The organism is Streptomyces sp. NPDC034037, from assembly GCF_055575715.1.
In genome coordinates this window covers 207,940-234,110 of record NZ_JBVISC010000002.1, presented here as the reverse complement: position 1 = coordinate 234,110, position 26,171 = coordinate 207,940, and the positions used below count along the sequence as shown (strand labels likewise).

20 protein-coding genes are annotated in these 26,171 nt (G+C 70.9%); 10 read left to right on the top strand and 10 right to left on the bottom strand.

Going from position 1 to position 26,171, the window contains the following annotated elements:
- Positions 1 to 74: 74 nt before the first annotated feature.
- A complete protein-coding gene (locus tag ACZ516_RS06805; RefSeq protein WP_469008896.1) occupies positions 75 to 1,583 on the bottom strand; it encodes a helix-turn-helix domain-containing protein in 1,509 nt (502 codons plus the stop codon).
- A 176-nt stretch (positions 1,584 to 1,759) separates the two neighbouring features.
- Between ACZ516_RS06805 and ACZ516_RS06800 the strand changes: the two genes are divergently transcribed.
- Positions 1,760 to 3,091, top strand: a complete 1,332-nt coding sequence (locus ACZ516_RS06800; RefSeq protein ID WP_469008895.1) for a M64 family metallopeptidase — start codon at positions 1,760 to 1,762, stop codon at positions 3,089 to 3,091.
- Positions 3,092 to 3,140: 49 nt separating this feature from the next.
- Here the strand turns inward: ACZ516_RS06800 and ACZ516_RS06795 are convergent, their stop codons facing one another.
- On the bottom strand, positions 3,141 to 3,506 hold the full coding sequence (locus ACZ516_RS06795) for a hypothetical protein (RefSeq protein WP_358911934.1): 366 nt from the start codon (positions 3,504 to 3,506) through the stop codon (positions 3,141 to 3,143).
- Between the two features lie 199 nt (positions 3,507 to 3,705).
- Positions 3,706 to 4,869, bottom strand: a complete 1,164-nt coding sequence (locus ACZ516_RS06790; RefSeq protein ID WP_469008894.1) for a hypothetical protein — start codon at positions 4,867 to 4,869, stop codon at positions 3,706 to 3,708.
- 297 nt (positions 4,870 to 5,166) lie between these two features.
- Between ACZ516_RS06790 and ACZ516_RS06785 the strand changes: the two genes are divergently transcribed.
- Complete coding sequence (locus ACZ516_RS06785; protein ID WP_469008891.1) at positions 5,167 to 5,889, top strand: dienelactone hydrolase family protein; 723 nt, start codon at positions 5,167 to 5,169, stop codon at positions 5,887 to 5,889.
- A 111-nt stretch (positions 5,890 to 6,000) separates the two neighbouring features.
- Here ACZ516_RS06785 and ACZ516_RS06780 read toward each other — a convergent pair whose 3' ends face one another.
- The 3 genes from ACZ516_RS06780 to ACZ516_RS06770 form a co-directional block, all read right to left on the bottom strand.
- On the bottom strand, positions 6,001 to 6,867 hold the full coding sequence (locus ACZ516_RS06780; RefSeq protein ID WP_358578427.1) for a carbohydrate ABC transporter permease: 867 nt from the start codon (positions 6,865 to 6,867) through the stop codon (positions 6,001 to 6,003).
- Positions 6,864 to 7,832 (bottom strand): carbohydrate ABC transporter permease, encoded by a 969-nt coding sequence (locus tag ACZ516_RS06775; protein ID WP_358578424.1) that lies wholly within the window; start codon positions 7,830 to 7,832, stop codon positions 6,864 to 6,866. The genes ACZ516_RS06780 and ACZ516_RS06775 overlap by 4 nt, the downstream gene beginning before the upstream one ends.
- A 91-nt stretch (positions 7,833 to 7,923) precedes the next feature.
- Positions 7,924 to 9,243, bottom strand: coding sequence for an ABC transporter substrate-binding protein (locus ACZ516_RS06770; protein ID WP_469008889.1), 1,320 nt, complete (start codon positions 9,241 to 9,243; stop codon positions 7,924 to 7,926).
- A gap of 270 nt (positions 9,244 to 9,513) precedes the next feature.
- Here ACZ516_RS06770 and ACZ516_RS06765 point away from each other — a divergent pair, with 270 nt between their 5' ends.
- Together ACZ516_RS06765 and ACZ516_RS06760 are read left to right on the top strand one after the other, a co-directional pair.
- Positions 9,514 to 11,925 carry a glycoside hydrolase family 2 protein gene (locus tag ACZ516_RS06765; RefSeq protein ID WP_469008888.1) on the top strand — a complete coding sequence of 804 codons (2,412 nt, stop codon included), beginning with the start codon at positions 9,514 to 9,516 and terminating at the stop codon, positions 11,923 to 11,925.
- Positions 11,922 to 12,959 carry a LacI family DNA-binding transcriptional regulator gene (locus ACZ516_RS06760; RefSeq protein WP_469008887.1) on the top strand — a complete coding sequence of 346 codons (1,038 nt, stop codon included), beginning with the start codon at positions 11,922 to 11,924 and terminating at the stop codon, positions 12,957 to 12,959. Before ACZ516_RS06765 ends, ACZ516_RS06760 begins: the two co-directional genes overlap by 4 nt.
- A 25-nt stretch (positions 12,960 to 12,984) precedes the next feature.
- Here the strand turns inward: ACZ516_RS06760 and ACZ516_RS06755 are convergent, their stop codons facing one another.
- Together ACZ516_RS06755 and ACZ516_RS06750 are read right to left on the bottom strand one after the other, a co-directional pair.
- Entirely contained in the window at positions 12,985 to 14,004 is a 1,020-nt protein-coding gene (locus tag ACZ516_RS06755) for a LacI family DNA-binding transcriptional regulator (protein ID WP_469008885.1), read from the bottom strand.
- An 88-nt stretch (positions 14,005 to 14,092) separates the two neighbouring features.
- The gene (locus tag ACZ516_RS06750) at positions 14,093 to 15,424 is read right to left on the bottom strand and encodes a cellulase family glycosylhydrolase (protein WP_469008883.1); all 1,332 of its coding nucleotides are present in this window, start codon (positions 15,422 to 15,424) and stop codon (positions 14,093 to 14,095) included.
- Between the two features lie 226 nt (positions 15,425 to 15,650).
- Here ACZ516_RS06750 and ACZ516_RS06745 point away from each other — a divergent pair, with 226 nt between their 5' ends.
- A complete protein-coding gene (locus ACZ516_RS06745) occupies positions 15,651 to 16,868 on the top strand; it encodes a phospholipase D-like domain-containing protein (protein WP_467466083.1) in 1,218 nt (405 codons plus the stop codon).
- A 32-nt stretch (positions 16,869 to 16,900) separates the two neighbouring features.
- Here the strand turns inward: ACZ516_RS06745 and ACZ516_RS06740 are convergent, their stop codons facing one another.
- Entirely contained in the window at positions 16,901 to 18,121 is a 1,221-nt protein-coding gene (locus ACZ516_RS06740; RefSeq protein WP_469008881.1) for a hypothetical protein, read from the bottom strand.
- Between the two features lie 273 nt (positions 18,122 to 18,394).
- Between ACZ516_RS06740 and ACZ516_RS06735 the strand changes: the two genes are divergently transcribed.
- On the top strand, positions 18,395 to 19,954 hold the full coding sequence (locus ACZ516_RS06735) for an amidohydrolase family protein (protein WP_469008879.1): 1,560 nt from the start codon (positions 18,395 to 18,397) through the stop codon (positions 19,952 to 19,954).
- A 142-nt stretch (positions 19,955 to 20,096) separates the two neighbouring features.
- On the opposite strand, the gene ACZ516_RS06730 is transcribed toward ACZ516_RS06735, so the two are convergent.
- On the bottom strand, positions 20,097 to 20,840 hold the full coding sequence (locus tag ACZ516_RS06730) for a S1 family peptidase (protein WP_361083117.1): 744 nt from the start codon (positions 20,838 to 20,840) through the stop codon (positions 20,097 to 20,099).
- A 425-nt stretch (positions 20,841 to 21,265) separates the two neighbouring features.
- Here ACZ516_RS06730 and ACZ516_RS06725 point away from each other — a divergent pair, with 425 nt between their 5' ends.
- The 4 genes from ACZ516_RS06725 to ACZ516_RS06710 all read left to right on the top strand — a co-directional run bounded on the left by ACZ516_RS06725 (position 21,266) and on the right by ACZ516_RS06710 (position 26,159).
- Complete coding sequence (locus tag ACZ516_RS06725; protein ID WP_358578405.1) at positions 21,266 to 21,718, top strand: SRPBCC family protein; 453 nt, start codon at positions 21,266 to 21,268, stop codon at positions 21,716 to 21,718.
- Between the two features lie 440 nt (positions 21,719 to 22,158).
- Complete coding sequence (gene proP / locus ACZ516_RS06720) at positions 22,159 to 23,703, top strand: glycine betaine/L-proline transporter ProP (RefSeq protein ID WP_361083115.1); 1,545 nt, start codon at positions 22,159 to 22,161, stop codon at positions 23,701 to 23,703.
- Positions 23,704 to 23,854: 151 nt separating this feature from the next.
- Positions 23,855 to 24,586 (top strand): S1 family peptidase, encoded by a 732-nt coding sequence (locus ACZ516_RS06715; RefSeq protein WP_361083113.1) that lies wholly within the window; start codon positions 23,855 to 23,857, stop codon positions 24,584 to 24,586.
- A gap of 106 nt (positions 24,587 to 24,692) precedes the next feature.
- The gene (locus tag ACZ516_RS06710) at positions 24,693 to 26,159 is read left to right on the top strand and encodes an aminotransferase class I/II-fold pyridoxal phosphate-dependent enzyme (protein ID WP_361083111.1); all 1,467 of its coding nucleotides are present in this window, start codon (positions 24,693 to 24,695) and stop codon (positions 26,157 to 26,159) included.
- Positions 26,160 to 26,171: the final 12 nt, after the last annotated feature.

Here is a 26,171-nt window from a genome sequence, read left to right as displayed (position 1 = left end):
AGTCGTAGCCGCGGAGGAGATGCGGCTACATCCTTCGATGCAGCGACGAGGGGGACGAGGGGTGCGGGCAGGGGTCAGCCGTACGCACCCCACGCCGGGGACATCGGGGGAGTGGCGGGCGCAGGCCCCAGCGTGGTGGTGCCCGGCGCGGCCCGGTGCCCGAGCCCCGTGCGGTACGCGTCCATGGCCGCCTCCACCCGCCCGGTACGCCGCAACAGATCCCCGAGGAGCCGGCAGAGGTCCGCCAGATCCCCCGCCGCGCTCGAACGTTCGAGCAGGGAGAGCGCCGCGCAGTAGTGCTCCTCCGCGTCCTCCGTGTCCCCCCGTTCCTCGGCGATGAGACCGAGCAGCCGGTGCGCGCCGCCCGCGTGCACCGCACCCCGCCCGGCCCCGAGCGCCCCCGGCGCCCTGCCCGGCCGCCCCACCGCACCCGCGGCGTCCGCCCGGTCCGTTCCGCCCGCCCGATCCGTCTCCGCCGCCTTGCCCGTCTCCGCCGTCCCGCCCGTTTCGGCACCGGAGGCCAGCAGGGGCCGTAGCAGCGCCTCCGCCTCGGCGGTCCTGCCGAGCCGCCGCAGCACGTCCGCCAGTTCCACCTCCACCTGCTCGGTGAAGAGCGCGGCCCGCTTGGAGGCGAGGATGGCCCGGGCCGTGCGCAGCTCGCTCTCGGCGTGCTCCAGGTCGCCGTCCTGGGCGTGGACGTACCCGCGCATCCAGTGGCAGTGGGCGAGTTCGGTGCGGATGTGCAGCTGGCGGTAGAGCTCCTGGGCCTTGGCGAGCGACGCGTCGGCCTCGGCGATGCGGCCCTCCGCGATGAGCGTACGGGCGACCCCGCGATGCATGCCCGCGACCAGCGCCGGGTCGCTCACGCGCGGGGCGAGCGCGAGCGCCAGTTCGGCGGCCTGCGCGGCCCTGGCGTGCGCCCCCATGTCCATGTAGGGGGCGATGGACGCGGTGTACAGGAGCAGCAGCGCCTCCGGATCGTGCAACCCCGCCGCGTCGAGCTCGTCGAGGGTGCTCTCCAGGAGGTAACAGGCGTACCGCAGCTCGCCGGTCAGCAGATGGGCGGTGGCGCGCCCCCGGATGGCGGGGACCCGGCGGGGCAGCGGCTGGTCCGCGAGGAGCCGTTCGGCGGAGGCGAAACAGTCGCGGGCGTCCGTCAGTTCGCCCGACTCCAGCAGGCAGTCGCCGAGCCCGAGCAGCGCGGCGGCCTGCTCCTCGCCGAGCGCGTGCCCGACCGCCTCCTCGTGGAGCTCCCGGAAGAGCGTGGCCGCGTCCTCGGGAGCGCCGGTGGCCAGGGCGCGCCGCGCGTCGGTCAGCCGCAGCCGCAGTCCGGCGGCGAGGTGGGCGGGGCGGCCCGTGGCCAGCTCCTCGTGACTCACGCCGAGGCGCTCCGCGAGGTGCCGCAGCGCGGCCTCGGAGGGCCGCACCTTGCCCGCCTCCAGGGTGGAGACGTACGCGGGGGTGTAGGCGGGTTCCGCCAACTGCCGCTGGGTGAGGCCGCGTTCGCCGCGCAGACGCAGGACGCGCCGCCCGATCTCGGCCGGGTCGTCGGGCCGTACGCCACCGGAACTGTTCTGCGCCACCACTGACCTTCTCCCCGCATCCGGACCGGAGGGCGCCCCGAACGCCCTTACCGCACAGGCAACTTGTCGCATCTTCACGCACACCCATTGCCTGGAACCTCAGGAACCTCTACGTTGAGCCGCGCCTTAACCCCGCTTAACCCGCCATTTATATCGCGGACTTCGGAAGGACGCCCATGCCCCCCACGCACCGAATATCCGGTCGTGCCAGACGCGCGACGCTGCGCGCCGCCCTCGCCACCGGCACCGCCCTGACCGCGGCGCTCGCCGCCACCGCCCCGGCCGGACCCGCCGCGGCGGACCCGGACCCGCAGGACCGGCGCGCCCAGCGCGTCGAGTACTTCACCGGCCCCGGCGCCCACCCCCGGCACACCGGGATTCCGGCGCCCGCCCCGCTCACCGCGAGGGAGCGCGCCACGATCCAGGCCGACGGCGACGTCGTGCCGATCGTCCAGGCCGGGCCGACCGCCGCCAAGCTGGACGTCGTCTTCATCGGCGACGGCTACACCGCCACCCAGCAGGCCGACTTCCACGCCGACGTGCGCGCCAAGTGGGCGAAGGTCTCCGCCGTCGAGCCGTACGCCTCGTACAAGGGCCTGTTCAACGTCTGGGCGGTCGACGCGGTCTCCCGGCAGTCCGGCGTCTCCGGCGACCCGACGAGCGGCACCGTGAAGGACACCGCGCTCGGCTCGGCGTTCTTCTGCGACGGCATCGAGCGCCTGCTGTGCGTCGACACCGCCAAGGTCGAGGCGTACGCGAAGAAGGCCGCCGACCCCGATCTGGTGATCGTCCTCGCCAACTCCACCAAGTACGGCGGGGCGGGCTACAACGACATCACCTCCCCGTCGGGCTACGACGGCATCGCGACGGCCTCCTCCGACAACGCCCAGTCCGACCAGGTCGTCGTCCACGAGACCGGGCACTCCCTGGGCAAGCTGGCCGACGAGTACTGGTACGACGAGTACGGCACCTACACCGGCGCCGAGCCGTGGGAGTCGAACATCAGCAAACTGAAGGCGGCGCAGCTGACCGCGCAGAAGAAGAAGTGGTACCGCTGGATCGGCCGGACCTCCCCGGACGGCGGCACGGTCGGCGCGTACGAGGGCGGCGGCTACTATCCGCGCGGCCTCTACCGCCCCACCACCAACTCGATCATGCGTACGCTCGGCCGCGAGTTCAACCTCCCCGGCCGCGAGGCGATGATCGCCGGCTTCCACCGGCACGCGTCCGTCGTCACCGCCCTCACCCCGACGGACCGCGTGGTCCGGCGCGACGCGAAGGTGTCCGTGCGGGTCGCGGAGGGCATCCGGCCGCGCTGGTCCGTCGACGGCCGCGAGGTGCGGTACGCCAGGGGCGACAGCACGGTCAGCCCCCGCGCCCTGGGCGTCCCGGCGGACGGCCGCGAGCACACGCTCTCGGTCCGCGCCACCGACCACACCGACGCGGTCCGCGACCCGGCCCTGCGCCGCCTGCTGACCGACTCACTGACATGGCGGGTGGTCCGCTGACCGAGCCTCCGCCCTCCCGCGCGCTGAGGGCGGCAGTGGCGTCGACCGGTCACGCGAGGTCCATGAGGACGCGGGCGCGGCCGCCCGTGTCCCGTGGGGTGGTGAGCGTGACGGCGCGGGCGACCGCGCTCACGATGTTCCAGCCGAGGCCCGCATGCGGCGCGGTGCGCGCTCCGGGCCGGTATTCGAGCGTCAGCTCCAGGGTGTTCTGGTAGGTGCGGACAGTGAGGTTCCGGATTCCGGCCGAGTTCTGTTCGGCGTCCGCGACCAGTTCCGAGAGGGCGAGGAGGGCGTCCATGCGCCTGGACGGCGTGTACTCGTCCGCACCGTCGAGAAAGGCGACCAAAGCGTCACGCGCCTCACCCGCGCTCCGAGGGATACCGCTGAGAGTGCAGACGTGCTGCGGCAAGGACACGAAACCTCCTGCGAATAACGATCTGTCGCCTGCACGTGCCCGGCCTCCGGCATCCGACGCATGGAGCAGCCCTTCTTCACCCGGTCGAGGTAACGGAACCGCCCCGGTGTTTACGCGGCGTCCGTCCCCGGCCCGGAACCGACGGTGCATTACCACCCCGTCTCTCAGCTCGCAGGTGTGTTTCCCCGTACCGAAGAGTTCAGGAAGAGCCGAAGGCAGCGGTAGGAGTCTCGCCGTTCAGCGTCTGCCGGGTACGGGCGGCGACCGTCTTGCTGAGGGCGCCGAGCGTGTCAAGATCGACACTGCGTCCGTGGTCGTTGTAGAGGCGGATGCTGAACATGACGGTCCCGCAGTGGACAACACTGCGTGCCTCCGATCTGTCCACTCCGTCGAGGACTCCGGCATAGGACGCGCTGAAGAAGGCCGAACGATCGCAGGAGGAGGGCAGCGATTCCACTGTCACGCCATCAGGCGGGTTGTTGGCCAACTCCGCCTTCTGGCCGAGGTATCCCTGAACGGCGGCGTGCCGGCTGGAGTACGTCACGACCTCAATGGAAACCCGGTCGAAACCGGCTGAGGCTTCCGGGGCGTACCACGCTGTCAGATCAAGCAGTGAGCCCTTGCAGATGTAGTGGAGTGTCTCGTCCTCCTCCACGCCCACACGGTTGTCGGGGCACGTGTCCTTCTTCGGCGAGCCGTCGGTGAAAGCCCAGCCCTCCGGCAGGCTCTCCGGGCCGGGGAATATACGCTTCGCCGCGGCCAGATCGCGTACTTCCGGAGCGGACGTGCCACCGGAGGGTGACGGTGCCGAGGGGGCGGAGGACGCCGCCGTGCGGGAACTTCGGGGCGATGTACCGTCGGAGGAATCGGGAAGCTCGTCACCGGTGATTAACTGTGTCCCGCCGTACACGGCCAGGGTCAGCAGCGCGAGCAGCAGCGCGCCACCCGCGGTCAGGTACGCGCGAGCGCTGCGGGAGTTGTTGATCGTCAGCGGGCCCAGCGAGATCTGGCTCCGCCGTATCCTGCCGCCGCTACCGATGACGATGCTGTCCTTGTACGAATGGTTGCTCGTACCGGCGGGGGGAGCGGCCGGAGCCGGCCCGGCCAACGCCGCCGCCACCCGGCCCCTGAACTCGGGGTCGGCAGCCAAAGCCTCCCGAATCGCCTCCTGGAGACCCTGTGCCGCCACCGGGTCCGTCGGGTCGGCACTCACCCGGGCCAGCGCGGCCCGGCCCTCGCCCGAGGTCCCCAGCCGCGCTCGGACCACGTCCCCCAACGCCCGGCCCGCCTCGGTCCCGGCCCCTGCCGCGATGGCCGTCAGTACTTGTACGGCCGATAACGCCATGCTTCCCGCCGCGTCCACACGCGCCCCCCTACCTCTGCGGACCCCGAGACAACCACGGCGGCCGCCGGCCACGCCAGGAGTCGGGGGCAAGTCGCGCAGGCCCCGCACGTACTTCGCTCGGTCAGCGACGAGGGCCCGCGAAAAGCCGTTGGCGGGCCCCGGCGGCCGTTGCTACCTTTCCGGCAGGCCGTGCGTAAGGACGAGGAGGTGGTACCCGTGAGCGATGTATCGACATGGGTGCTCCCCTCCGGGGTCACGGTCGGGCGGTAGGTCGTCCGGGAGCGCCGTTCACGAGCACTCCCGAAAGGCACGACCATGCGCTTCACTTCCGAACAGCGCCTTGACGACGGCACCGTCGAACGCGAGTTCACCCTCGGCGAGACCCCCGGCACCCTGTGGACCCCCGCCTCCCCGGAACCGGCCCCGCTGATCCTGATGGCCCACAACAACGGCCTGCCCAAGGGGGACCCCCGGCTGGTGGCCCGTGCCCGGCGGTCCGCCGCGTACGGCTACGCCGTGGCCACCATCGACGCCCCCGGATGCGGCGACCGGCCCCGTACCGCCGCCGACGAACAGGCCCGCGCCGAGCTGCGCCGGGCGATGCGGGCCGGTGAGCCGGTCGACGAGATCCTCGAGTCCTTCATCGGCCCGCTGGTAGAAATGGCGGCCCCGGAGTGGCGGGCCACCCTGGACGCACTCCTGGCGCTGCCCGGGATCGGCGGCCCGGTCGGCTACTCGGGCTGGACCGCCCTCGGCATCCGGCTCGCGGTGTCCGAGCCGCGTATCGCCGCCGCCGGCTTCTTCGCCGGGGGCTACGTGCCCCGTGCCCAGCGGGCGCAGGCCCGGCAGGTCACCGTCCCGCTGCTGTTCCTGCTGCAGTGGGACGACGAGGGCAACCCCCGGCAGCCGGCACTGGACCTGTTCGACGCCTTCGGCACCAAGGAGAAGACGCTCCACGCCAACCTGGGCGGACACACCGGTACCCCGTGGTTCGAGGTGGAGGACGGGAACCGGTTCTTCGACCGGCACCTGAAGTGAGGCCCGTCCACCAGACCGCCGCCAGGCGGTAGGCGGTAGGCGGTGCCCGCGGCGGCGGACCGCGGGCACCCACGCCCGGCAACCCGGCCACCCGGCAGCCCGGCTCACCCGCTACTTGGTGGCCCCCTGGGCGAAGCCGTTGTAGATGTAACGCTGCAGGAAGAGGAAGACGAGCAGCGTCGGCACGATGACGAGGATCGCTCCCGCCGAGATGTTCTCCCAGTGCGCGCCGAAAGGGCCCTTGAAGCGGAACAGCGCCGTGGAGATGGTCCCCTTGTCCTCGGAGGGCATGTAGAGGAACGGGATGTAGAAGTCGTTGTACGTCGTGATGCCCTTGACGATGACGACCGTGGCGATGGCCGGCTTGAGCAACGGCAGAATGATCTTGCGGTAGATGGTGAAGGTGTTCGCGCCGTCGAGCCGGGCCGCCTCGTCCAGCGAGGTCGGGATGCCGCGGATGAACTGCACGAAGATGTAGATCGACACGATGTCGGTGCCCATGTAGAGCAGGATCGGCGCCCACCGGGTGTCCACCAGGCCGAAGCTGTTGACCACTTGGAAGGTGGCCACCTGCGTCGTCACACCGGGGACCAGGGTGGCGATCAGGAACAGCGCCAGCACGGTCTTCTTCAGGCGGAACTCGAAGCGGTCGATCGCGTACGCCGTCATCGAGCCGATGAGTACGGTGCCGGTGATCGAGAACACCAGGATGAACGCGGTGTTCCCGAAGGCGGCGAGCATGTGCCCGTCGCGGAACGCGGTCGCGTAGTTGGAGAAGTTCAGCCAGTCGCGCGGCAGGGCGAGGGCCCCGCCGTCGCTCACCTCGCGGGAGGACTTCAGCGAGGTGAGGAAGACGACGACGAGCGGGATCAGGACCACCAGCGCGGCGACGACCAACGACAGGTAGGTCAGCGCTGTTCCGATACGGGGCCGCCTGTTCCGGGGCGAGGTCCGCTCGGCGGAGGTGAGCGTGGTCATACGAGGTCCACCTTGTCGTCGGGCACGAGCCGCCGCTGTATCCAGGTGATCACCAGGATGATCAGGAGCAGCACGACGGCGCAGGCCGATGCCAGCCCCGTCTTGTTGAACTGGAAGGCGAGCTTCACCGTCTGGATGACGAACGTCGAGGTGCCGGTGGCCCCGCCGGTCATGATGTACGGGATCTCGAAGACGGCCAGCGAGCCGGAGATGGCCAGGATGACGCTGAGGCTCAGCACGGGACGGATGCTCGGCGCGATGATGTGCCGGAACTGCTGCCAGCGGCTCGCGCCGTCCAGCTGCGCCGCCTCGTACAGCTCGCCCGGGACGGACTGGATCGCGCCGAGGAAGAGGACGAAGTTCAACCCGGTGAAGCGCCAGACCGAGACACCGGCGAGCGAGGTGTTGGCGGACTCGGGATCGCCGAGCCAGGCGTGGTCGCCACCGGCCCCGAACCAGGCCAGGAGCGCGTCGAGGGTGCCGCCGTCCTGGAAGAAGTAGAGGAAGACGAAGCCGATGGCGACGCCGTTGACCAGGTAGGGGAAGAAGAGGATCCCCTTGAACAGATTGCGGAAGCGCAGGTCGAAGCTGAGGACCGTGGCGAAGTACAGGGCGATGACGATCTGCACGGCCGAGGCGGCCAGATAGTAGAAGCTGACGAAGAACACCCGGAACAGTTCGGGCCGGGTGAACAACTGCCGGTAGTTGTCCAGGCCGGTGTAGTTCCGTTCGGGGCTGACGCCGTCCCAGTCCGTGAAGCTGTAATAGATCATGTTGCCCACGGGGACGTAGGTGAACGTGATCAGCAGCGCCAGCGGCGTGAGCAGGAACAGCCACGGGGTGATCCTGCGCAACGGGTGCTCGCGCCAGGAGCGGGCGGGCGCCACCGCGCGCGGGGAGCGGCGGACGGCCGGCGCGGCCCGCCGGGTGGGCGGCGGCGCTTTGGTGGTGTCGGTGTCGGTCATGTCGAGGGGGCCTTTCGTGATCCGCGGCGAGCGTGGTGCGGACGCGGGGCCCCGCGCCGTGAACGGTGCGAGGCCCCGGCCCGGGTCCGGGTCAGCCGCCGGCGGTCGCGGACGCTTCGGCCCAGCGCTTGTCGAGATCGTCGAAGTAGCCCCGCAGGGTCCCCTGCTGGGCGCCCCGGGCGATGTCGATCAGCTTCTGGCGGTAGTCGGGCTTGGCCAGACCGATCTCGGAGGCGTTGTCGATGGCGTTGACCCGCTCCGTCTTCGCCTCGGACCGTTCGATCAGCTTGACATCGTTGTCCTGGTACGGCTTGAGGACGTCGGGGAAGCTCATCGAGGTCAGGGCCGGGACCCCGCCCTCCTTCGCGGCGAAGCCGGACTCCTCGGTGAACCAGTCGATCCAGGCGCGGGCGGCGCTCTTGTTGTCCGAGTGCGCGTTCACCGCCAGCTGGTAGTCGGAGAGCATCGTGGCGCAGAACTTCCCGTCCTTCTGGGCCGGGAAGGGCATGAAGCCGATGTCGTCGGGGTTCCGGCCGGCCTTGGTCGCCGCGTCACGCATCTGGTGCACGGCCCAGGAGCCCAGCAGCATGCTGCCGATCTTCCCCTTGGCGAGGTCCGTCTTGGACGTCTCCCAGTTGGTCGTGGAGGGGTCCTTCTCGGACAACCCGTCGTGCACGATGTCGTGGAGCAGGGTGTCGATGACGTTCAGCTCACTGCCCTTGGCCCACGGCTTGTCGGACGTGGCGAGCGCGTCGGACGCCTTCGCGTCACAGCTGACCGAGCCGACGCTGTTGGTCCATGGGCTGCTCAGCGGCCAACCGTCCTTGAAGTTGGTGTAGTACGGCGTCGCACCGGTCTTTTCCTTGATCCGCTTCAGGTCGGCGAGGAACTCGTCGGGGGTGGTGGGCCAGTCGGTGACGCCGGCCCGCTTCCACACCGCCTTGTTGTAGACGAGCCCGTTCACGGTGCCGAGGTTGGCGATGCCGTACGTCTTTCCGCGCACGTCGCTCTTGCCGGTGAAGCGGTAGCGGCGGGCCATGTCCTTCGTGTCGCCCAGCGGGGCGAAGAACTTCGGGTAGTTGCCCTTGGCGATCACCGCGGGGATCAGCAGCACGTCACCGTAGTTCTCGGTGTTCATGCGGATCTTCACCTCCCCCTCGTAGTCGGTGATGCCCTGGAACTTCACCGAGACCTCGGGGTAGGTCTTCTTGAACTCGGCGGCGTACTTCTTCATCGTGCCGTCCTGCACGAGGTCGGTGCGGTGGGTCAGCACCGTGATCGTGCCCTCCACCTTCGCGGGATCGGACGGCTTGGTGGCCGCTTCCCCCGTGGCCGACCCCCCTCCGCCACACCCCGCGACGGTCAGCAGCGCGGTGGCAAGCAGCGCGGCGCTCAGCGGCTTCCTTCTCATGTGCCCAACTCCTTTCAAGGGTTACGGCTCGGGCCCCAGCGGCTGACCCGCACTATGTCAGCCCGTCGTGAACCGGTAAAGCTCCGATTTCCGCCGTGATACCCAATCGTTACCCGTGTCGGAGCCGGACCTCCGCCCGAGCTTCTCGGGCAAGGGGCGAACGGCGCCGCCCTGATCGACTCCGGCTACTGGACCGGTTAACCACCGGCGGGCTAGGTTGAGGCGCGTTGCACACGATCAGGGCGTGAGCCCGTCCGATGGGAGCCGCTGATGAAGGACGTCGTCCAGCTGACAGAAGGCTGGAGCCTCAGCCACGAGGGAGCACTCCTCAAAGCCCGGGTCCCGGGCTGTGTCCACACCGATCTCCTCGCCGCGGGCCTCATCCCCGACCCCTTCCTCGGCACGAACGAACTGGACGTGGCCTGGGTGGGCCGGCGCTCCTGGACCTACACGCGCTCCCTGGCCGCCCTCCAAGAGGGCCCGGCACCGCACGAACGCGCCGACCTGGTCTTCGACGGCCTGGACACCGCCGCCCACATCACCCTGGACGGTACGGAGCTGGGGCGCACGCGCAACATGCACCGCTCCCACCGGTTCGACGTCACCGGCCGCGCCGGCGAGCTGCGCGTCACGTTCGCCTCCGCCTACGAGGAGGCCGCCGCCGTCCGCGAAACGACCGGGAAGCGGCCGAACGTCTACCCGGAGCCGTTCCAGTACATCCGCAAGATGGCCTGCTCCTTCGGCTGGGACTGGGGGCCGACCGTGGTGACGGCCGGCATGTGGCGCCCAGTGCGGATCGAGCGGTGGTCGACGGCGCGCATCGCCCGGGTACGGCCGCTGGTCACCGTGGCGGGAACCCGCGGACGCGTGGAGTTGCGCGTCGACCTCGAACGCACCGCCACGGGCACGGGGCGGCCGCTCGTCGCGCACGCCGCGGTCGCCGGGGTCCAGGCGCGCGCCGAGACCACCGGCGATCACCTCACGCTGGTGCTCGACGTACCGGACGTCCGGCTCTGGTGGCCCCGCGGGCACGGCGAACAACCGCTCTACGACGTCGAGTTGACGCTGGAGGACGAGGGCGCCGCCTTGGACGCCTGGCGGCGGCGGATCGGCTTTCGCACCGTCGAGATCGACCGGAGCCCCGACGAGCACGGCACCGGCTTCACGTTCGTCGTCAACGGCGAGCGGATCTTCGTACGCGGTGTGAACTGGATCCCCGACGACGTACTGCCCTCCCGCATCACCCCCGAGCGCTACCGCACCCGCCTGCGGCAGACCGCCGACGCCAATGCCGACCTCGTACGCGTCTGGGGCGGCGGCATCTACGAGGACGACGCCTTCTACGACGCCTGCGACGAACTCGGCCTCATGGTCTGGCAGGACTTCCTGTTCGCCTGCGCCGCCTACCCGGAGGAGCAGCCGCTGCGCGGCGAGGTCGAGGCCGAGGCCCGCGAGAACGTCGTACGCCTCATGCCGCACCCCTCCCTGGTCCTCTGGAACGGCAACAACGAGAACCTGTGGGGCTTTCGCGACTGGCAGTGGGAGGAACCCCTCGCGGGAGACTCCTGGGGGGAGGGCTACTACCTGGGCCTCCTGCCGCGCGTGGTCGCGGAGCTGGACCCCACCCGGGCCTACAGCGCGGGCAGCCCCTGGTCCGGCTCCTGGGAGCACCACCCCAACGACCCCGACCACGGCACGTACCACTCCTGGGAGGTGTGGAACAGACAGGACTACACCGAGTACCTGGCGAACGTGCCGCGCTTTGTCTCCGAGTTCGGCTGGCAGGCACCCCCCGCGCTGGCCACGCTGCGCCGCGCCCTGCCCGGCGAAAGCCTCGCCCCCGATTCCCCGGGGATGCTCCACCACCAAAAGGCCGAGGACGGCAACGCCAAACTGCGGCGCGGCCTCGAACGCCATTTCGCCCCGCCCGAGGGCGACTTCGACCGCTGGCACTACCTGACCCAGGTCGTCCAGGCCCGCGCCGTCGCCACCGGCATCGAACACTGGCGCGCGAACTGGCCGCGCTGCGCCGGCACGATCGTCTGGCAGATCAACGACTGCTGGCCGGTCAGCTCCTGGTCCGCGATCGACGGCGACGGCCGCCTCAAACCCCTCCACCACGAACTGCGCCGCGTCTACGCCGACCGGCTCCTCACCCTCCAGCCGGGCACCGACGGCCCCGACGTCGTCCTCGCCAACCAGAGCGCCGAACCGTGGACGACCGAGGTCACCCTGCGGCTGATGCGGGCCGACGGCACCCTCACCGCCCGCACCTCGCTGCGAGTCACCGCGCCCGCCCGGACCGTGCTGCGGCTGCCCGCCCCGTCCGAGGTGACGCCCGCGCCCGGCAGCACCAAGGAGTACCTGGTCGCCGACGCCGACGGCCTGCGCGCCCTCCATCTGCCCGTACGCGACAAGGAGTTCGACTACCCGACGCCGCGACTCGACATCGCCGTGGAGACCGTCGGCCAGGACCAGAACACCGTCGACGTGGTGGTGAGCGCCCACACCCTCGTCCGCGACCTGCTGCTCCAGCCCGACCGCGTCGCCCCCCACGCGAGCGCCGACCGCGGCCTGATCACCCTCCTGCCGGGGGAGCGCACGCGCATCCGCGTCCATGGCGCGGACGGCGCGGGCGCCAACACCTTCCGCAAGGCACTCTTCTGCGTGGAACCGGCGTGAGTGCCCCCACCCAACGCGTCACCATCAAGGACGTCGCGGCCGCCGCCGGCGTGTCCAAAGGGGCGGTGTCGATCGCCTTCAACCACCGACCTGGCCTTGCCGAAAGCACCCGGGAACGCATCTTCGCCGCCGCCCGGGAGTTGGGCTGGGCGCCCAACTCCTCCGCCCGCAGCCTGTCGACCCAGCGCATCGACACGATCGGCCTCGCCCTGTGCCGGCCGGCCAGGCTGCTCGGCCTCGAACCCTTCTACATGGAGTTCATCTCCGGCATCGAGAGCGTCCTCGCCGAACGGTCCTGCTCCCTGCTGCTCCGACTGGTCAGCGGCCTGAACGAGGAGATCGCCCTCCAGGAGGCCTGGTGGCGCGAACGGCAGATCGGCGGGTCCGTCCTGGTGGACTTCCACCGGGACGACCCGCGGGTCGAACCGCTCCGGCGGCTCGGCATCCCCGCGGTGGCGGTCGGACACCCGGACCTGACCGGCGGCATTCCGTCGCTGTGGACGGACGACGCCACCGCGATGGCCGAGGCGGTGCGCTACCTCGCCGCCCTCGGCCACCGGCACATCGCCCGCGTCGGCGGCCCGCCCGGCCTGGGACACAGCGCCATCCGGGAACGGGCCTTCCAGGACACCCTGCACCAGCTCGGCCTGGGCCCCGGCACACAGATGACGACGGGCTTCGCCGGCGAGGACGGAGCCCGTGCGACACGCTCGCTGCTGCTGCGGCCCGAGCGGCCCACCGCCATCGTCTACGACAACGACATCATGGCGGTGGCCGGGCTCGGCGTCGCCGCCGAGATGGGCGTCGCGGTTCCGGCCGACCTGTCCCTGCTCGCCTGGGACGACTCCCAACTGTGCCGCCTGACCCACCCGACGCTGTCGGCGATGAGCCACGACGTGCACGGCTTCGGCGCCGAGGTCGCCCGCGAACTGTTCGCGGTCATCGCCGGCCGCGAGGTGCGGCCGCACCCCGTGCGGACCCCGTCCCTCACCCCCCGGGCGTCGACGAGCGCGCCCCGCGCCCCGCGGAGCTGAACCCTCGGCCCACCACCGGCGCGCCTCAGCGGGAGCGGGGCGGGCCGGTGCTCGCGCGGGGCACCAGCCGGGCGGCGGGCACCTGTTGGTCCCGGACCGGCTCCTGGGCGACGGCGGCGAGCAAGGTCCGCGCGGCGCAGGCCCCGTACTCCGCGATGTCCCGGGTCAGCGCGGTGAGCTGCGGGCGAACCGCCCGGGTGAACGGCGAGTCGTCCCACGCCACCAGGGACAGGTCGCCCGGCACGTCCAGACTCAGCTCCTGCGCCACGGACAGACCGGCGACCGCCATGATGTCGTTGTCGTAGACGATCGCGGTGGGCCGCTCCCGGCCGATGAGCAGCCCGCGGGTCGCCCGCGCCCCGCCCTCGCCGGAGTAGTCGGTGTGCACCACGACGGGCTCGGGCAAGCCCGCCTCGCGGCAGCTCGCCGCGAACGCGGCGTCCCGCACGGCGGTGTGCGCGAGCCCGGCGGACCCCGCCACCCGCGCGATGCCGCGGTGCCCCAGCGCCGCCAGATACGCGACCGTCTCCCGGACGCTGGCTCCGTCGTCGGACCAAACGACGGGCACGCCCCCGGCCGCCCCCGGCGGGCCCAGCGCCACCGCGGGCAGGTCCATCGCCGTGAGAGCGGGGCCGCGGGCGTCGTCGCCGTACAGGTCCACCAGGAGCGCGCCGTCCACGCGGCCCTCGCCCCACCAGCGCCGGTACAGCTCGATCTCGTCGTCGTGGCTGGTGACGGTCTGGAGCATCAACGCGATGGAGCGGGGCGCGAGTTCGGCCTCGATGCCGCCGATCAGCTCCATGAAGAACGGTTCGACGCTGAGGGTGCGAGGGGGTCGGCACAGGGCCAGGCCCACGGCGCGGGCCCGGGCGCCGTTCAGGGCGCGGGCGGCGCTGCTGGGCCGCCAGCCGACCTCCTGGGCGATCGCCTTGATGCGGGCGCGGGTCTGCGCGGAGACGCCCGGCTGGTCGTTGAGCGCGTAGGAGACCGCGACTTTGGAGACTCCCGCCCGGCGCGCGATGTCCGTGATCGTCGGCCGTTTCATGCGCCCTCCCGCTGTACCGGTTCCGTGCCTCGGCGGCCGACCTTACCGGTCCGCCGCCGAGGTGCGCTCATCCGGCCGGGGGGCCGGTTCAGGCCGTGGTGCAGGCCTTGCCGTCGAGGGTGAAGGCCTTCGGCGGCGTGTTCGCGCCCGTGGAGGAGCCGTTGAACCCGAAGCTCACCGTGCCGTTCGCGGGGATGGAGTGCGTCCAGGGCTCGGGGGTGGCCCGGACGTCGGCGCCGCTCTGGACGGCCTTCGCGTTCCACACGGAGTTGATCTTCTGCTGTCCGGAGAAGGCGAAGGCGAGCTGCCAGCCGTCGATCCTCTGGCCGGAGGTGTTGCGGATGGTGATGTCGGCGTTGAACGTGCTGCCCCAGTCGCTCAGCCGGTAGGAGACCGCGCAGGAGCCCTGCCCGGGGCCCGTCCCGCCGAAGACGCCGGCCTCCTTGGCGGTGGCCCTGATGCCGTCGGCCCCCTCGAACAGGCGCCTGCCCCAGGCCGTCGGCCGGCTCGGGTCGAAGTCCTGCACCAAGTCGAGGTACTCCACCCCGCTGCCGTTGCCGCTCCAGGACCATCCCAGGTAGCCGATGCCGAGGGACTGGGCGCTCGCCATGATGGCGTCCTCGTCGGGGTTCCCGTCGGAGTGCATGTCGCCGAACTCGCCGACCACGAGGGGCAGTTTGGCGGCGGCGAACCGGTTGAGGTAGGAGCTGACCTCGGCCGGGGTGTCGAAGACGCCGTACATGTGGATGTCGAACAGGATGTTGTGGTCGGGATCGGCTGCCAGCACGCCGGCGGCGTTGTCACGCATGGTGAAGGCCCAGTCCTGGCCCCAGTTGGGGGCGTCGACCATCAGGGTGTGGTCCAGACCCGCGGCCCGCAGCCGGCCGACGGCCTTCTTGGTGTCGTCGGTCCAGGCGGCGTAGCCGGTGTTGCCGTACGGCTCGTTGCCTATGTTGACCAGGACGTACTTCTCCTGGCCCACGAGGGCGTCCTTGACGCCGAGCCAGTAGTCGACGGCCCTGGACAGGGGCACCGCGGCACCCGCCTCGCCGTACCCGGTCGTGTCATGGGCCTCCAGGACGCAGATCAGCCGGTTCTTCTTGCACTCGGACACGACCCGGGCGACGTCGGCGGTGTCGTTCCTGGCCCACTGGTCCCCGGTGCCGAGCACCACACGCACCGTGTTGGCACCCTTGGCCTTGATGTCCTTCAGCGCCTTGTCGGTCGTGTCCGGATACCAGGTGTGCGCGTGGTTGACGCCGCGCATCACGAAGTCCCGGCCGGTGGCGTCGAGGAGCCGCCCGTCCCGGATCCGGAAGCCCGGCGAGTCGGCGGCCGGCGCCGGCGGGGCGGCGCCGAGGAGTGCGGCACAGGCGGCGAGGAGGGCCCCTGTCGCGACGGCGGCTCGTATACGTCTCATCTGCTGCTCCTGCCTCGATGGGGCACGCCGACTTCCGGGCAGCCCGCTTCCGCAGCACAATTTCGTGTACGGAACCGGTTAAGTCAATGTGAACGCCAAGAACCGTTTCCACGCGTTCCCCGTGACCGGGCCGACTTCCCGGGCAGTAGGCACTCCGGTGGGGCCCGGATACTGGAGGACCTGCGCAGCTGAACGCGAGGAGAGGTGCCCGATGACGAGGGAAGTCATGAAGAGAACAAGCCACCGACCGGACCCGTCCGTGCCCTCGGCGCCGACGGATCCGTCGGTGACCGAACGCAAGCAGCGGATGCGACGGCGTCTGGAACGGTTGATCGGCATCGCCGCGACCGAGGGCAATGCCCTGGTCCCGCTGCGCAACGGCGACGAGATCTTCGCCTCGATGCTGGCGGCCATTCGCGGGGCCGAGTACACCGTGGACCTGATGACGTTCGTCTACTGGCGCGGGGAGATAGCCCGCCAGTTCGCCCACGCGTTGGCCGACCGGGCCCGCGCCGGAGTGCGGGTGCGGCTGCTCCTGGACGGTTTCGGCAGTCGTCTCATCGAGAAGGACCTGCTGGACCTGATGGAGTCCGCCGGGGCCGAGGTGTCGTGGTTCCGCAAGCCTTTGTACCTGTCGCCGCTGAAGCAGAACCACCGCTGCCACCGCAAGGTGCTGGTCGTCGACGAGCACACGGCGTACACCGGCGGGGTGGGCATCGCCGAGGAGTGGTGCGGCGACGCGCGCAACGAGAACGAGTGGCGCGACACCCACGTCCAGGTCCGCGGCCCCGCGGTGGACGGGATCGCCGCCGCCTTCGCCCAGAACTGGGCCGAGTGCCACGACGTCCTGTTCGACGACCGGGACCGCTTCACCGGCCACCAGCCGCACGGCGACGCGATCGTGCAGGTCGTGCGGGGTTCGGCCAGCTTCGGCTGGCAGGACATGCAGACCCTCGTCCGCGTCATGCTGGAAACGGCGCAGCAGCGCTTCCGCCTGGCCACCGCCTATTTCGCGCCCGACGCCTACTTCATCGAGCTGCTCTGCGCGGTGGCCCGGCGGGGCGTCGAGGTGGAGATCCTGCTTCCCGGCCCCCACACCGACAAGCGGGTCTGCCAGCTGGCCGGCCAGCGCCACTACGAGGATCTGCTCACCAGCGGCGTGAAGATCTACCAGTATCAGCCGACGATGATGCACGCCAAGGTCATCACCGTCGACCAGGTCGCCTCATTGATCGGCTCGACCAACTTCAACCGCCGCTCCCTCGACCACGACGAAGAGGTCATGCTCGCCGTGCTCGACGAGAACTTCACCGCCACCCTGGACCAGCACTTCGACGAGGACCTCCAGGTCAGCGAGCGGATCGAGAAGGCCCGTTGGCAGCACCGCCCGGCCACGCAACGGCTGCGCGAGGTGGCCGTGGCACCCATACGCCGATTCCTGTGACCCGCGAGCCGCCCGCGTCACTCCGTGGCGGCTCAGGACAGGGTGCGCACGAAGACGTCACCGATCAGGTTGGTGTCCTCGGGGACCAGACCGGGGTGGTAGGAGTCGAAGACGGCCGTCGACTCGTCCGTGCTGAGTGCGGCCCGGCCCACCGTGACGGGCTTGCCGTCCTGTCCCGGCGAGAGCAGCTCCTCCTGGCCGGTACGCGGATCGCGCAGGATCAGCCCCAGCGTCCTGTGCTCGGCGTCGGCCGTGTTGAGGAGCACCTTGGAGCCGTTCGCCGACAGGTCCGACAGCAGGGTGACATCGGTGGGGGAGTGGCCGTCGTAGCGCTGGAGCGCGCCGGTACGCAGGTCGCGGACGAAGGCGTTCCAGGACGTACCGGTGTCTCCGTTCGGATCGGTGCCCGGGACCAGGTTCGTGGCCACCGAGCTGAAGCCGACCTTGGAGCCGTCGGCGCTCAGCACCGGAGAGAGCGCCGACCTGTCGGCCGGTGACCCGTCGTACGTGACATCGGCCTGTTCGGTCCGCCCGGTCACGCGGTCGTACACCAGGATGTCCGCCTGGTCGTCGTCGGAGGCCCCGGAGTAGCCGACCCGGTAGGCCACTTTGCGGCCGTCGGCGCTCAGGGAGACGTCCTGGCAGTCGCGTTTCGTGGCCGGCCCGGCCCGCCACAGGCGCTGGGTCCCGCGGTCCATGAGCATGATCCGGCAGCGGGACACCCCGTTCTCGTCGGCGGCGGTCTTGGCCACGAAGGCGACGTACCGTCCGTCCGCGCTGAGCGGGGCGGCGCCGTGGTCCGCGCGGAAGCCGCCCGGCAGCTCGGGCGCCACGGGTTCGACGCGCCCGGAGCGCAGGTCCATCACGTGGACGGAGTACTTCTGCGTCGTGGCCGAGTACGAGGTGAACGTCAGGTGGTGGCCCGCATCGGAGAGGCGTGGTGCCATCGTCGACTCGCCCGGCACCACGACGCGCTTGAGGGGCGCACCGGGAGCCGTCCGGTAGAAGACGTTGTTGGGCATAACCGTTCCCGGCAGCAGGTTGGTCGCCGACGACATGAAGGCGACGACCCGACCGTCCGCGCTGACGGACGGATCCACCGAGTGATAGTTGCCGCCGGAGCCGTCGGGCGCCACGCTGATGCGTTCGGTGCGCGGGGTCCGCTCGTCGCTCGCCGCTCCCGCGGGCCAGGTCAGGCAGGTGAGGGCGGCCGCGAGGGCGGCGGTCGTCGAGATGCGTAAGGCAGGTCTCATCGGGCGGTTCCCCTTCGGGAGAGTGTGGGGTCGAGGACTCGGGTGAGGGCGCGCTGTGGTGCGCGGGGCTGACGCGATCAAAGCGCGGAGCACGCGCGGGGTCAACGCATGCGTGGACGAATTTCGGCGCGGGCGCCGAAGGCGAAAGCTCCCCCCTCCTTTCCGTCTGCCGAAACTCTTGTTCCACAATCCGGGCTCGTTTATGGTCGGCGTCCCCGGCTCGGCCGCCCCGCGTGGCCGGGCCTTCCCTGTGCGAACACGAAGGAGTGTGCGGTGGCGCAGCAGACGTGGCAGGACGGGTCGTCGCCCGACGAGGACGGCGAGATGCCCGGCGTGGATCGTCGCGGGTTCGTCGTCGGGGCCGGACTGGTCGGAGCCGGGAGCCTGTGGGGAGCCGCCGGAGCTGCACCGGCGGCGGCCGCCGGGCGCGAGGGCGCCCACGGCACCGAGGACGGTCACCGCCGGCACGACACCTTCGGTCCCGAGGACCTCCGTGCCAAGCGGCTGCTGCTCGTACCGGACGTCGTCCTGCTGCCCGGAGGACCGGTCAAGGACCGCGCGGTCCTGGTCCAGGACGGAACGTTCCGGGCCGTCGGACCGGTCCGCGAACTCGCCGACGCGCACCGGAACGCCCGTACGGTACGGCTCAAGGGCCATCTGCTGATGCCGGGTTTCGTGGACGCCCACCACCACCTGACGCAGAGCTTCGGCAAGGCGCAGGCGTTCGGGCAGCCGTCGGAGATCTTCAAGACCGTCTGGGAGCCGCTGGAACACGCCCTGGACGAGGAGAGCGCCCACCTGTCGGCGAAGCTCGCCGCCCTGGAGGCGCTGCGCGGCGGGTTCACGACCGCCGCCGACGCCGGCACCCGCGCACCCGTCGACGTGGGCGTCGTCGCGAAGGCCGCCGAGGAGGCGGGGCTGCGCTGCGTGTTGGCCAAGGTCGTCTCCGACGGCAAGGGCGGCAAGGAACACCTGGAGCGCTTCCAGGGCTCGCGGCTCATCCACCCCTCCCTGGCGATACCCGTCCCCGAGGACGCCACCGCGGAGGTGCTGAAGAGGACGGCGGAGCTGTGCGCGGACGCCGGCGCGGTCTTCCAGGTCCACGTCAACGAACACCTGGCCGCGGTGGAACGCTCGCTCAAGAGCGTGGGGCGCCGCCCGGTGTCGTACCTGCACCACATCGGCGCCCTCAACTCCCATACCCTGGGCGCCCACGCCACCTTGCTCACCCCCGACGAGATGCGCATGCTCGCCGACACCGGTGCCGCCGTCAGCTACAACCCGGTGGCCAGCGCCTGGAAGGGCAACGCCGTCGCGCACGCCCTGATGTGGCAGAGCATGGGCATCCGTTTCGGCACCGGCACCGACGGCACCCGCGGTGACGGCTTCCGCCTCGTGGATGCCGCCGAGAGCGCCCAGCGCCTGACGTACGGTCTGATGTCCGGCGACTCCTCGTGCGGCGCCGGCCGTGTGTGGCTCGCCCATGCCACCGCCCTGAGCGCGGATGCCCTCGGGCTGGGCAAGGTGACCGGCGAGATCGCCGTCGGCAAGGCCGCCGACTTCCTCCTCGTCGACCTCCGGGTGCCCGAACTCACCCCGTCCTACGACCTGTCGTGGGAGCTGGTCCGCCTCTCGGGCCGGGACCAGATCACCGCGGTCGTCGTGGACGGCAAGCTGCGGCTGTGGCACGGCTGGCCCACCGACTGGGACGGTCCCGCGCTGGTCCGCGAGGCCGCGGAGGTGGGGCCGAAGGTCGTACGGCGCGCCCGCATCCGACGGGTGGACCCGGACCCGGACGGCGCGGCCCGCCACCCGCGGCGAGCCCGCAACTGACCTGCCGGCCATGGTTCCCGGACCACCCTTTTCCGGGCCACCCCTTGTACGGGCCGTCTCCGGAGAGACGTGTCGCCTCCGCGCGGCGGGCGCGCGGAGGCGGACTCGACGGGGGTCGGGAGCGCTGCCCCCGGAGGATCTGTCAGACGCCCGCGATGCTCTGGATCCAGGAGCGGTACGCGGTCACGTTCGTGTACGCGGTCGTGGTCTGGCGGTCACTGGTGGAGGCGACGCCGACCTGCGCGCCGTTGGCCATCATCGGGCCGCCGGAGTCGCCGCCCGCGGTGATGCCGTCGCCGCGACGGGCGCAGATCGCCTGCCCCTGGTAGGCGTCGCGGCAACCGCCGGTCACGACGACGTTGGCGACCTTCAGGAGCCGGGACTGGCAGTTGATCTCCGAACCGCACTGGGACGTCGCTCCCCAGCCGTACACCTGCACGGTCTGGTTCACCGAGACGGAGCCCGGGGTGCCGAGACGGGCGTAGGTGCCCGCCACGGAGCGGTCGAGCTTGACCAGGGACAGGTCCGCCCCCGAGTGGGTGTAGACGCTGACGCCGTTGGCCACGGTGCCGCCGGACGTCTGGTCGAGGCTGCCGATGCGGAACGAGAGGCCGCCGCCGCTGACGCAGTGCTTGGCGGTGAGGATCCAGGTGGGGGCGATGATCGAGGCGCTGCAGGTCTGCTGGCCGTTGGAGAAGAGCCGGGCCGCCCAGGGGGCGTTGCCGGCGTAGCCACCGCCGATGATCGGCTGCCGGCCCTCGGCGGACGCGGCGACGGGCGCGGCGGCGGGGGCGTTGGCCGGGGTCTGGGCCGCGGCCGTGGGGGCCAGTCCCAGAACGGCGAGCGCGGTGGCCGCGAGCGCGGGGACCAGTCTGGATATACGCATGTTCGTCTCCATCGTGTGGGGGTGAGACGTCCTGGATGAGGACAGCGCTGCATACCTATGCAGACGCGGCGCGCGCGGCAGAGGCGGGGTTGCTCATGACGCGTGCATGCCATCGCTGGCATGGGTGAATGTGGCAGAGGAGTTGCCGGTGGCGCAAGAGGTTGGCACGGCAATTACCGCCGAGGGTTGCGGAAGCGGCGCATGCGTAGGCTTGCGATCACCCACATGATCAAGCAGCGACAGTCGCGGCGAGGCCCCGGGGCGGATGGCGTACGACGCGGTGCGGGCGCTCGCCATGCTCCGGTGGTAGGAGTGAAAGCACAGGTCCCGGGCACTCGCGGAGAAGGAAACGACGCAGTGCCCAGGGCCCGACGCAGAAGGACCCTGAGCGAGTTCCACGAGTTCCCCAAGGAAAGGTGTCATCCGTGTCGCAGGTCGAGGAATCCATCGAAGTCGACGTTCCGGTCCGTACGGCGTACAACCAGTGGACCCAGTTCGAGACCTTCCCCGAGTTCATGGACGGTGTGGAGCGCATCGAGCAGCGCTCCGACAAGCTGACCCACTGGGTGACGAAGATCGGCGGTGTGGAGCGGGAGTTCGACGCCACGATCACGGAGCAGATCCCGGACGAGCGCGTGGCCTGGACCACGGTCGACGGGCAGGCCAAGCAGGCGGGCGTCGTCACCTTCCACCGCCTGGACGAAGCGCGCACCAAGGTCATGTTGCAGATGGACTACGACCCCGAAGGGCTCGCCGAGACGGTGGGCGACAAGCTCGGCTTCGTGAAGCGGCAGGTCACCGGTGACCTGAAGCGGTTCAAGAAGTTCATCGAGGAGCGCGGCGGCGCCGAGACGGGCGCCTGGCGCGGCCAGGTCTGACCGCCCGCCCCCTCCGGGTACGCCCACGCGAAGGGCCCGTCCGCGCTGTACGCGGACGGGCCCTTCGTGGAGCGCCGGGCAGGCCTTGCACCTGCATTTCCCCGCAGGAAGCGGGGCGTCTTTCCTTGGACCACCGACGCGTGAGTGCTCACCGCGACCGCGGCGACCAGTTCAAGATCTACTATAGCGCATCGTGGTAACCCGTCCGGACCACGGCCTGTGCTCCCGGCCCGCCCCCGGCACCACCCCGACCGATGGGCGATTTGCCGGTCTTTCCGGTTAGGCCTAATTTTGCGTGGATACAGCTTTTTCTCGGGCGACAAGAGGAGAAAAGCTCCATGGTGAAAGGCCTTCCGCGGGGACTTCCGCGGGGAAAGGCCCGCCATTCCCGTGGGCCGGAGGCGGACACCGCGCGCTCGTCGCGTTCGGCGACGGACCGGATGGCGCGCACCTTGCTGCGCCGCCGGAAGAAGGCGCTCAGTGCCGAGGACGTGATGGTCTCCGACCGCCCCAAGGTGCGACGCGCGGTGACGGCCGCCGCGCTCGGCAACACCATGGAGTGGTTCGACTTCGGTGTCTACGCCTATCTGGCGGGCACGATCGGCAAGGTCTTCTTCCCGTCCAGCTCGCCCGGTGCCCAGGTCGTCGCCACCTTCGCCACCTTCGCCGCCGCCTTCCTCGTCCGTCCGCTGGGCGGCCTCGTGTTCGGCCCGCTCGGTGACCGCATCGGCAGACAGCGGGTGCTCGCCGCGACCATGATCATGATGGCCGTGAGCACCTTCGCGGTCGGCCTGCTGCCCTCGTACGCCTCGATCGGATTTGCCGCCCCGCTGCTGCTCCTCCTGTGCCGGCTGGTCCAGGGCTTCTCCACGGGCGGCGAATACGCCGGCGCGACCACCTACATCGCCGAGTACGCGCCCGACCAGCGGCGTGGATTCCTCGGGAGCTGGCTCGACTTCGGCACCTTCATCGGCTACTCCCTGGGCTCCGGCCTGGTCACCGTCCTCACCCTGACGCTCGGGACCGACGGCCTGGAGAGCTGGGGCTGGCGCATCCCCTTCTTCGTCGCGGGACCGCTCGGACTCATCGGCCTGTACATGCGCGTGAAGCTGGAGGAGACGCCCGCCTTCCAGCAGGAGGCGGCCTCCGCCGCGGCCGAACGGGAAGTCAGCCACCGGCGGGGCGAGAGCGACCCCGTCGAGCAGGCCCGCCAGTCCGGCAAGGGCCGCCTCAAGGAGATCTTCACCCGGCACTGGCAGGCGGTGCTGATCTGCATGGGACTGGTGCTGCTCTACAACGTCACGAACTACATGGTGACGTCGTACCTCCCCACGTTCATGACGGTGACACTGGGGGAGAGCGACACCACCGCGCAACTGCTGGTGCTCGCCACCATGCTGCTGGTGGCGCTCGCCATCACCACCGTGGGCCGCAGTTCGGACCGGTGGGGCAGGCGCCCCATGTTCATGGCCGGCAGCATCGCCCTGATCGTGCTCGCCGTCCCGGCGTTCCTCCTCATCCGCGAAGGCGGCATCCTCATGCCCGCCTTCGGCTGCGCGATCCTCGGCCTGCTCCTCGTCTGCTTCGCCGGCACGGCGGCGGCCACCCTGCCCGCCCTGTTCCCCACACGTCTGCGCTACGGCGCCCTGTCCATCTCGTACAACATCTCCGTCTCCCTCTTCGGCGGCACCACCCCGCTGCTCGCCTCCTACCTGGTCGACACCACCGGTAACACGCTGGTGCCCGCCTTCTACCTGATGGTGGCCGGTGCGATCGGGCTGGCGTCGACGTTCTTCCTGCACGAGACCGCCGGACGGCCGCTGCGCGGGTCGGGGCCCATGGTGGAGACGCCGGACGAGGCCCGCGAGATGGTGGCGCGCAGCCGCGCGGAGGCGGGGCGCCACGCGCGGGACGTCTGGCTGCGCCTGTGGCACCCGCGTGGCGGGCGGGGCCGCGGCAGCGGGCCGGGCGGGCGCGAGAAATGACGCGGGGTCCGATCTCGTAGGGCTCGGATCTCGTAGGGCTCGAATCTCCTAGGGCTCGGACGGAACGCTTAGCCTCCGAGGGCTCTCTGACTGTCCGTACGGCCTGACTACCTGTACGGCTGTGGCCCTCCACGAGGAGTTGTTCTGCGTAATGCGTCGCTTTCATGCCCTGTTGCTGACCGCCTTAGCGCTGGTCGCGGGCCAGGTGCTGTCCTCCGCCCCGGCCTTCGCCGTCATCGGCGGGACCAAGAGCACCTACGGCCCGTGGGCGGTACGGATGCTCGTTGACGGCAAACCGGCGTGCACCGGGACCGCGGTCTCCCGGCAGTGGATCCTTACCGCCTCGCACTGCTTCTACGAGCAGGCGCGGCCGGTCCCCGACCGGCGGATCTCCTTCCGGGTGGGCAATCTGGACATGCGCAGGGGCACCACGGTCCGGCCCCTGCCCGGCAAGCGCGTGGGCAGCGCGCACGCCGACATGATGCTCGTCAAGGTGCCGCCGATGAACGTCCCCACGGCGCGGCTGTCCACGGTCGGCGTCCGCCGCGGCCAGGTCGTGCGGCAGTACGGGTGGGGCGCCACCTGCACGACGGACGAGAGCGCCTGCCAGTCGCCCGTCCTCAAGCAGTCGGACCTGAAGGTCGTACGGGCGGACGACCCCATGTGCGCGGGCCACACCGCGCCGGGCGGCCCCGACTTCTGCATGAAGAAGGTGAAGGGGATCCCCGCCGGGGGCGACTCCGGCGGCCCGGTGATGACGGTCGGCCCGCGCGGCGCCGAAACCCTCGTCGGTGTCTTCAACGGCTCCGACCGGGAGAAGAGCGCCGAGGCGGGAGAGGTCTCCCAGCAGCTCTCCTGGATCCGCTCGGTCATCCGCCGCTGACGCCCCCGCGGCCGCGGGCCGCGGTGCGCCGGGCCGGGTTCACCCGCCCGGCCGCACCGCGGTGGCGCACCGTTTCCGCCTCTCGGGTCAAGGGCAACCGCACCCTATGGACCACTCGAAAGCGCCGGTACTCGAAGCTCTGGCCGCCTACCACGCCGAGGGGCAGACCCCCTTCACCCCGCCGGGCCACAAGCAGGGGCGCGGCGCCGATCCACGGGTCCGTGAGGTCCTCGGGGACGCGGTGTTCCGCTCGGACGTCCTGGCGACCAGCGGCCTGGACGACCGGACGTCCTCCCGAGGCGTCCTCGAAAAGGCGCAGGCCCTCATGGCGGACGCCGTCGGCGCGGAGCACACCTTCTTCTCGACCTGCGGCAGCTCCCTGTCGGTCAAGTCGGCCATGCTGTCCGTGGCGGGACCGCACGAGAAGCTGCTCGTCGGGCGCGACGCCCACAAGGCCGTGGTCTCCGGGCTGATCCTCTCCGGCATCCGGCCCATCTGGGTCGCCCCGCAGTGGGACCCCGAACGGCATCTGGCACACCCCCCGTCCGCGGAGGCGTTCGAGGCGGCCTTCGCCGAGCACCCGGACGCCAGGGGCGCCCTCGTGACGACGCCCACGCCGTACGGCACCTGCTCGGATCTGGCCGCCATCGCGCAGGTCTGCCACCAGCGGGGCAAGCCGCTCATCGTGGACGAGGCCTGGGGCGCCCACCTGCCCTTCCACCCCGACCTGCCGACCTGGGCCATGGACGCCGGAGCCGACGTCTGCGTCACCTCCGTGCACAAGATGGGCTCCGGCCTGGAACAGGGTTCGGTCTTCCACCTCCAGGGCGACCTGATCGACCCCGAGGTGCTCAAGAGCCGCGAGGACCTCCTCGGCACCACCAGCCCCTCCGTCCTGCTGTACGCCGCCCTCGACGGCTGGCGGCGCCAGATGGTGGAGCACGGCCGCGCCCTCTACGACGACGCGCTCGCCCTCGCCGCCTCCCTGCGGACCCGGATCGCCCGCATCGACGGGATGCACGTACACGGCCGGGACGACTTCTGCGGGCCCGGCCGCGCGGCCGACATGGACCCGCTCCAGATCATCGTCGACATCACCGCGCTGGGTACGACCGGCTATCGGGCGGCCGACTGGCTGCGCGAGCACCACCAGATCAACCTGCACCTGTGCGATCACCGCCGCATCAGCGCCCAGCTGACCCACGCCGACGACGAGGACTCCGCCCAGACCCTCCTCGCGGGGCTGCGTGACGTCGCCGCGCACGCGGACGAGCTGAGGCCCGCGGAGCAGGTCGAGGTCCCGGACCCCGAACAGCTGCGGCTCGAACAGGTCCAGCTCCCGCGCGACGCGTACTTCGGGCCGACGGAGCAGGTGTCGTGGCAGAAGGCCATCGGCCGGATCACCGCGGAGATGCTCACCCCGTACCCGCCCGGCATCCCCGCCGCGCTGCCCGGGGAACGTCTCAACGCCGAGGTCGTCCGCTACCTGCGTACCGGCGTCGACGCCGGCATGGTCGTGCCGGACGCCGCCGACACCGAGGTCAAGAGCGTGCGGGTGGCCGTCGAGGACTGAACCGCGGCGGCG

Bases quoted from the DNA above. Each gene is read 5' to 3' on its own strand.
- ACZ516_RS06800 (WP_469008895.1), top strand. From the start codon at position 1,760: ATGCCCCCCACGCACCGAATATCCGGTCGTGCCAGACGCGCGACGCTG.
- ACZ516_RS06785 (WP_469008891.1), top strand. From the start codon at position 5,167: ATGCGCTTCACTTCCGAACAGCGCCTTGACGACGGCACCGTCGAACGC.
- ACZ516_RS06780 (WP_358578427.1), bottom strand. From the start codon at position 6,867: ATGACCACGCTCACCTCCGCCGAGCGGACCTCGCCCCGGAACAGGCGG.
- ACZ516_RS06775 (WP_358578424.1), bottom strand. From the start codon at position 7,832: ATGACCGACACCGACACCACCAAAGCGCCGCCGCCCACCCGGCGGGCC.
- ACZ516_RS06770 (WP_469008889.1), bottom strand. From the start codon at position 9,243: ATGAGAAGGAAGCCGCTGAGCGCCGCGCTGCTTGCCACCGCGCTGCTG.
- ACZ516_RS06765 (WP_469008888.1), top strand. From the start codon at position 9,514: ATGAAGGACGTCGTCCAGCTGACAGAAGGCTGGAGCCTCAGCCACGAG.
- ACZ516_RS06755 (WP_469008885.1), bottom strand. From the start codon at position 14,004: ATGAAACGGCCGACGATCACGGACATCGCGCGCCGGGCGGGAGTCTCC.
- ACZ516_RS06750 (WP_469008883.1), bottom strand. From the start codon at position 15,424: ATGAGACGTATACGAGCCGCCGTCGCGACAGGGGCCCTCCTCGCCGCC.
- ACZ516_RS06745 (WP_467466083.1), top strand. From the start codon at position 15,651: ATGAAGAGAACAAGCCACCGACCGGACCCGTCCGTGCCCTCGGCGCCG.
- ACZ516_RS06740 (WP_469008881.1), bottom strand. From the start codon at position 18,121: ATGAGACCTGCCTTACGCATCTCGACGACCGCCGCCCTCGCGGCCGCC.
- ACZ516_RS06730 (WP_361083117.1), bottom strand. From the start codon at position 20,840: ATGCGTATATCCAGACTGGTCCCCGCGCTCGCGGCCACCGCGCTCGCC.
- proP (WP_361083115.1), top strand. From the start codon at position 22,159: ATGGCGCGCACCTTGCTGCGCCGCCGGAAGAAGGCGCTCAGTGCCGAG.
- ACZ516_RS06715 (WP_361083113.1), top strand. From the start codon at position 23,855: ATGCGTCGCTTTCATGCCCTGTTGCTGACCGCCTTAGCGCTGGTCGCG.
- ACZ516_RS06710 (WP_361083111.1), top strand. From the start codon at position 24,693: ATGGACCACTCGAAAGCGCCGGTACTCGAAGCTCTGGCCGCCTACCAC.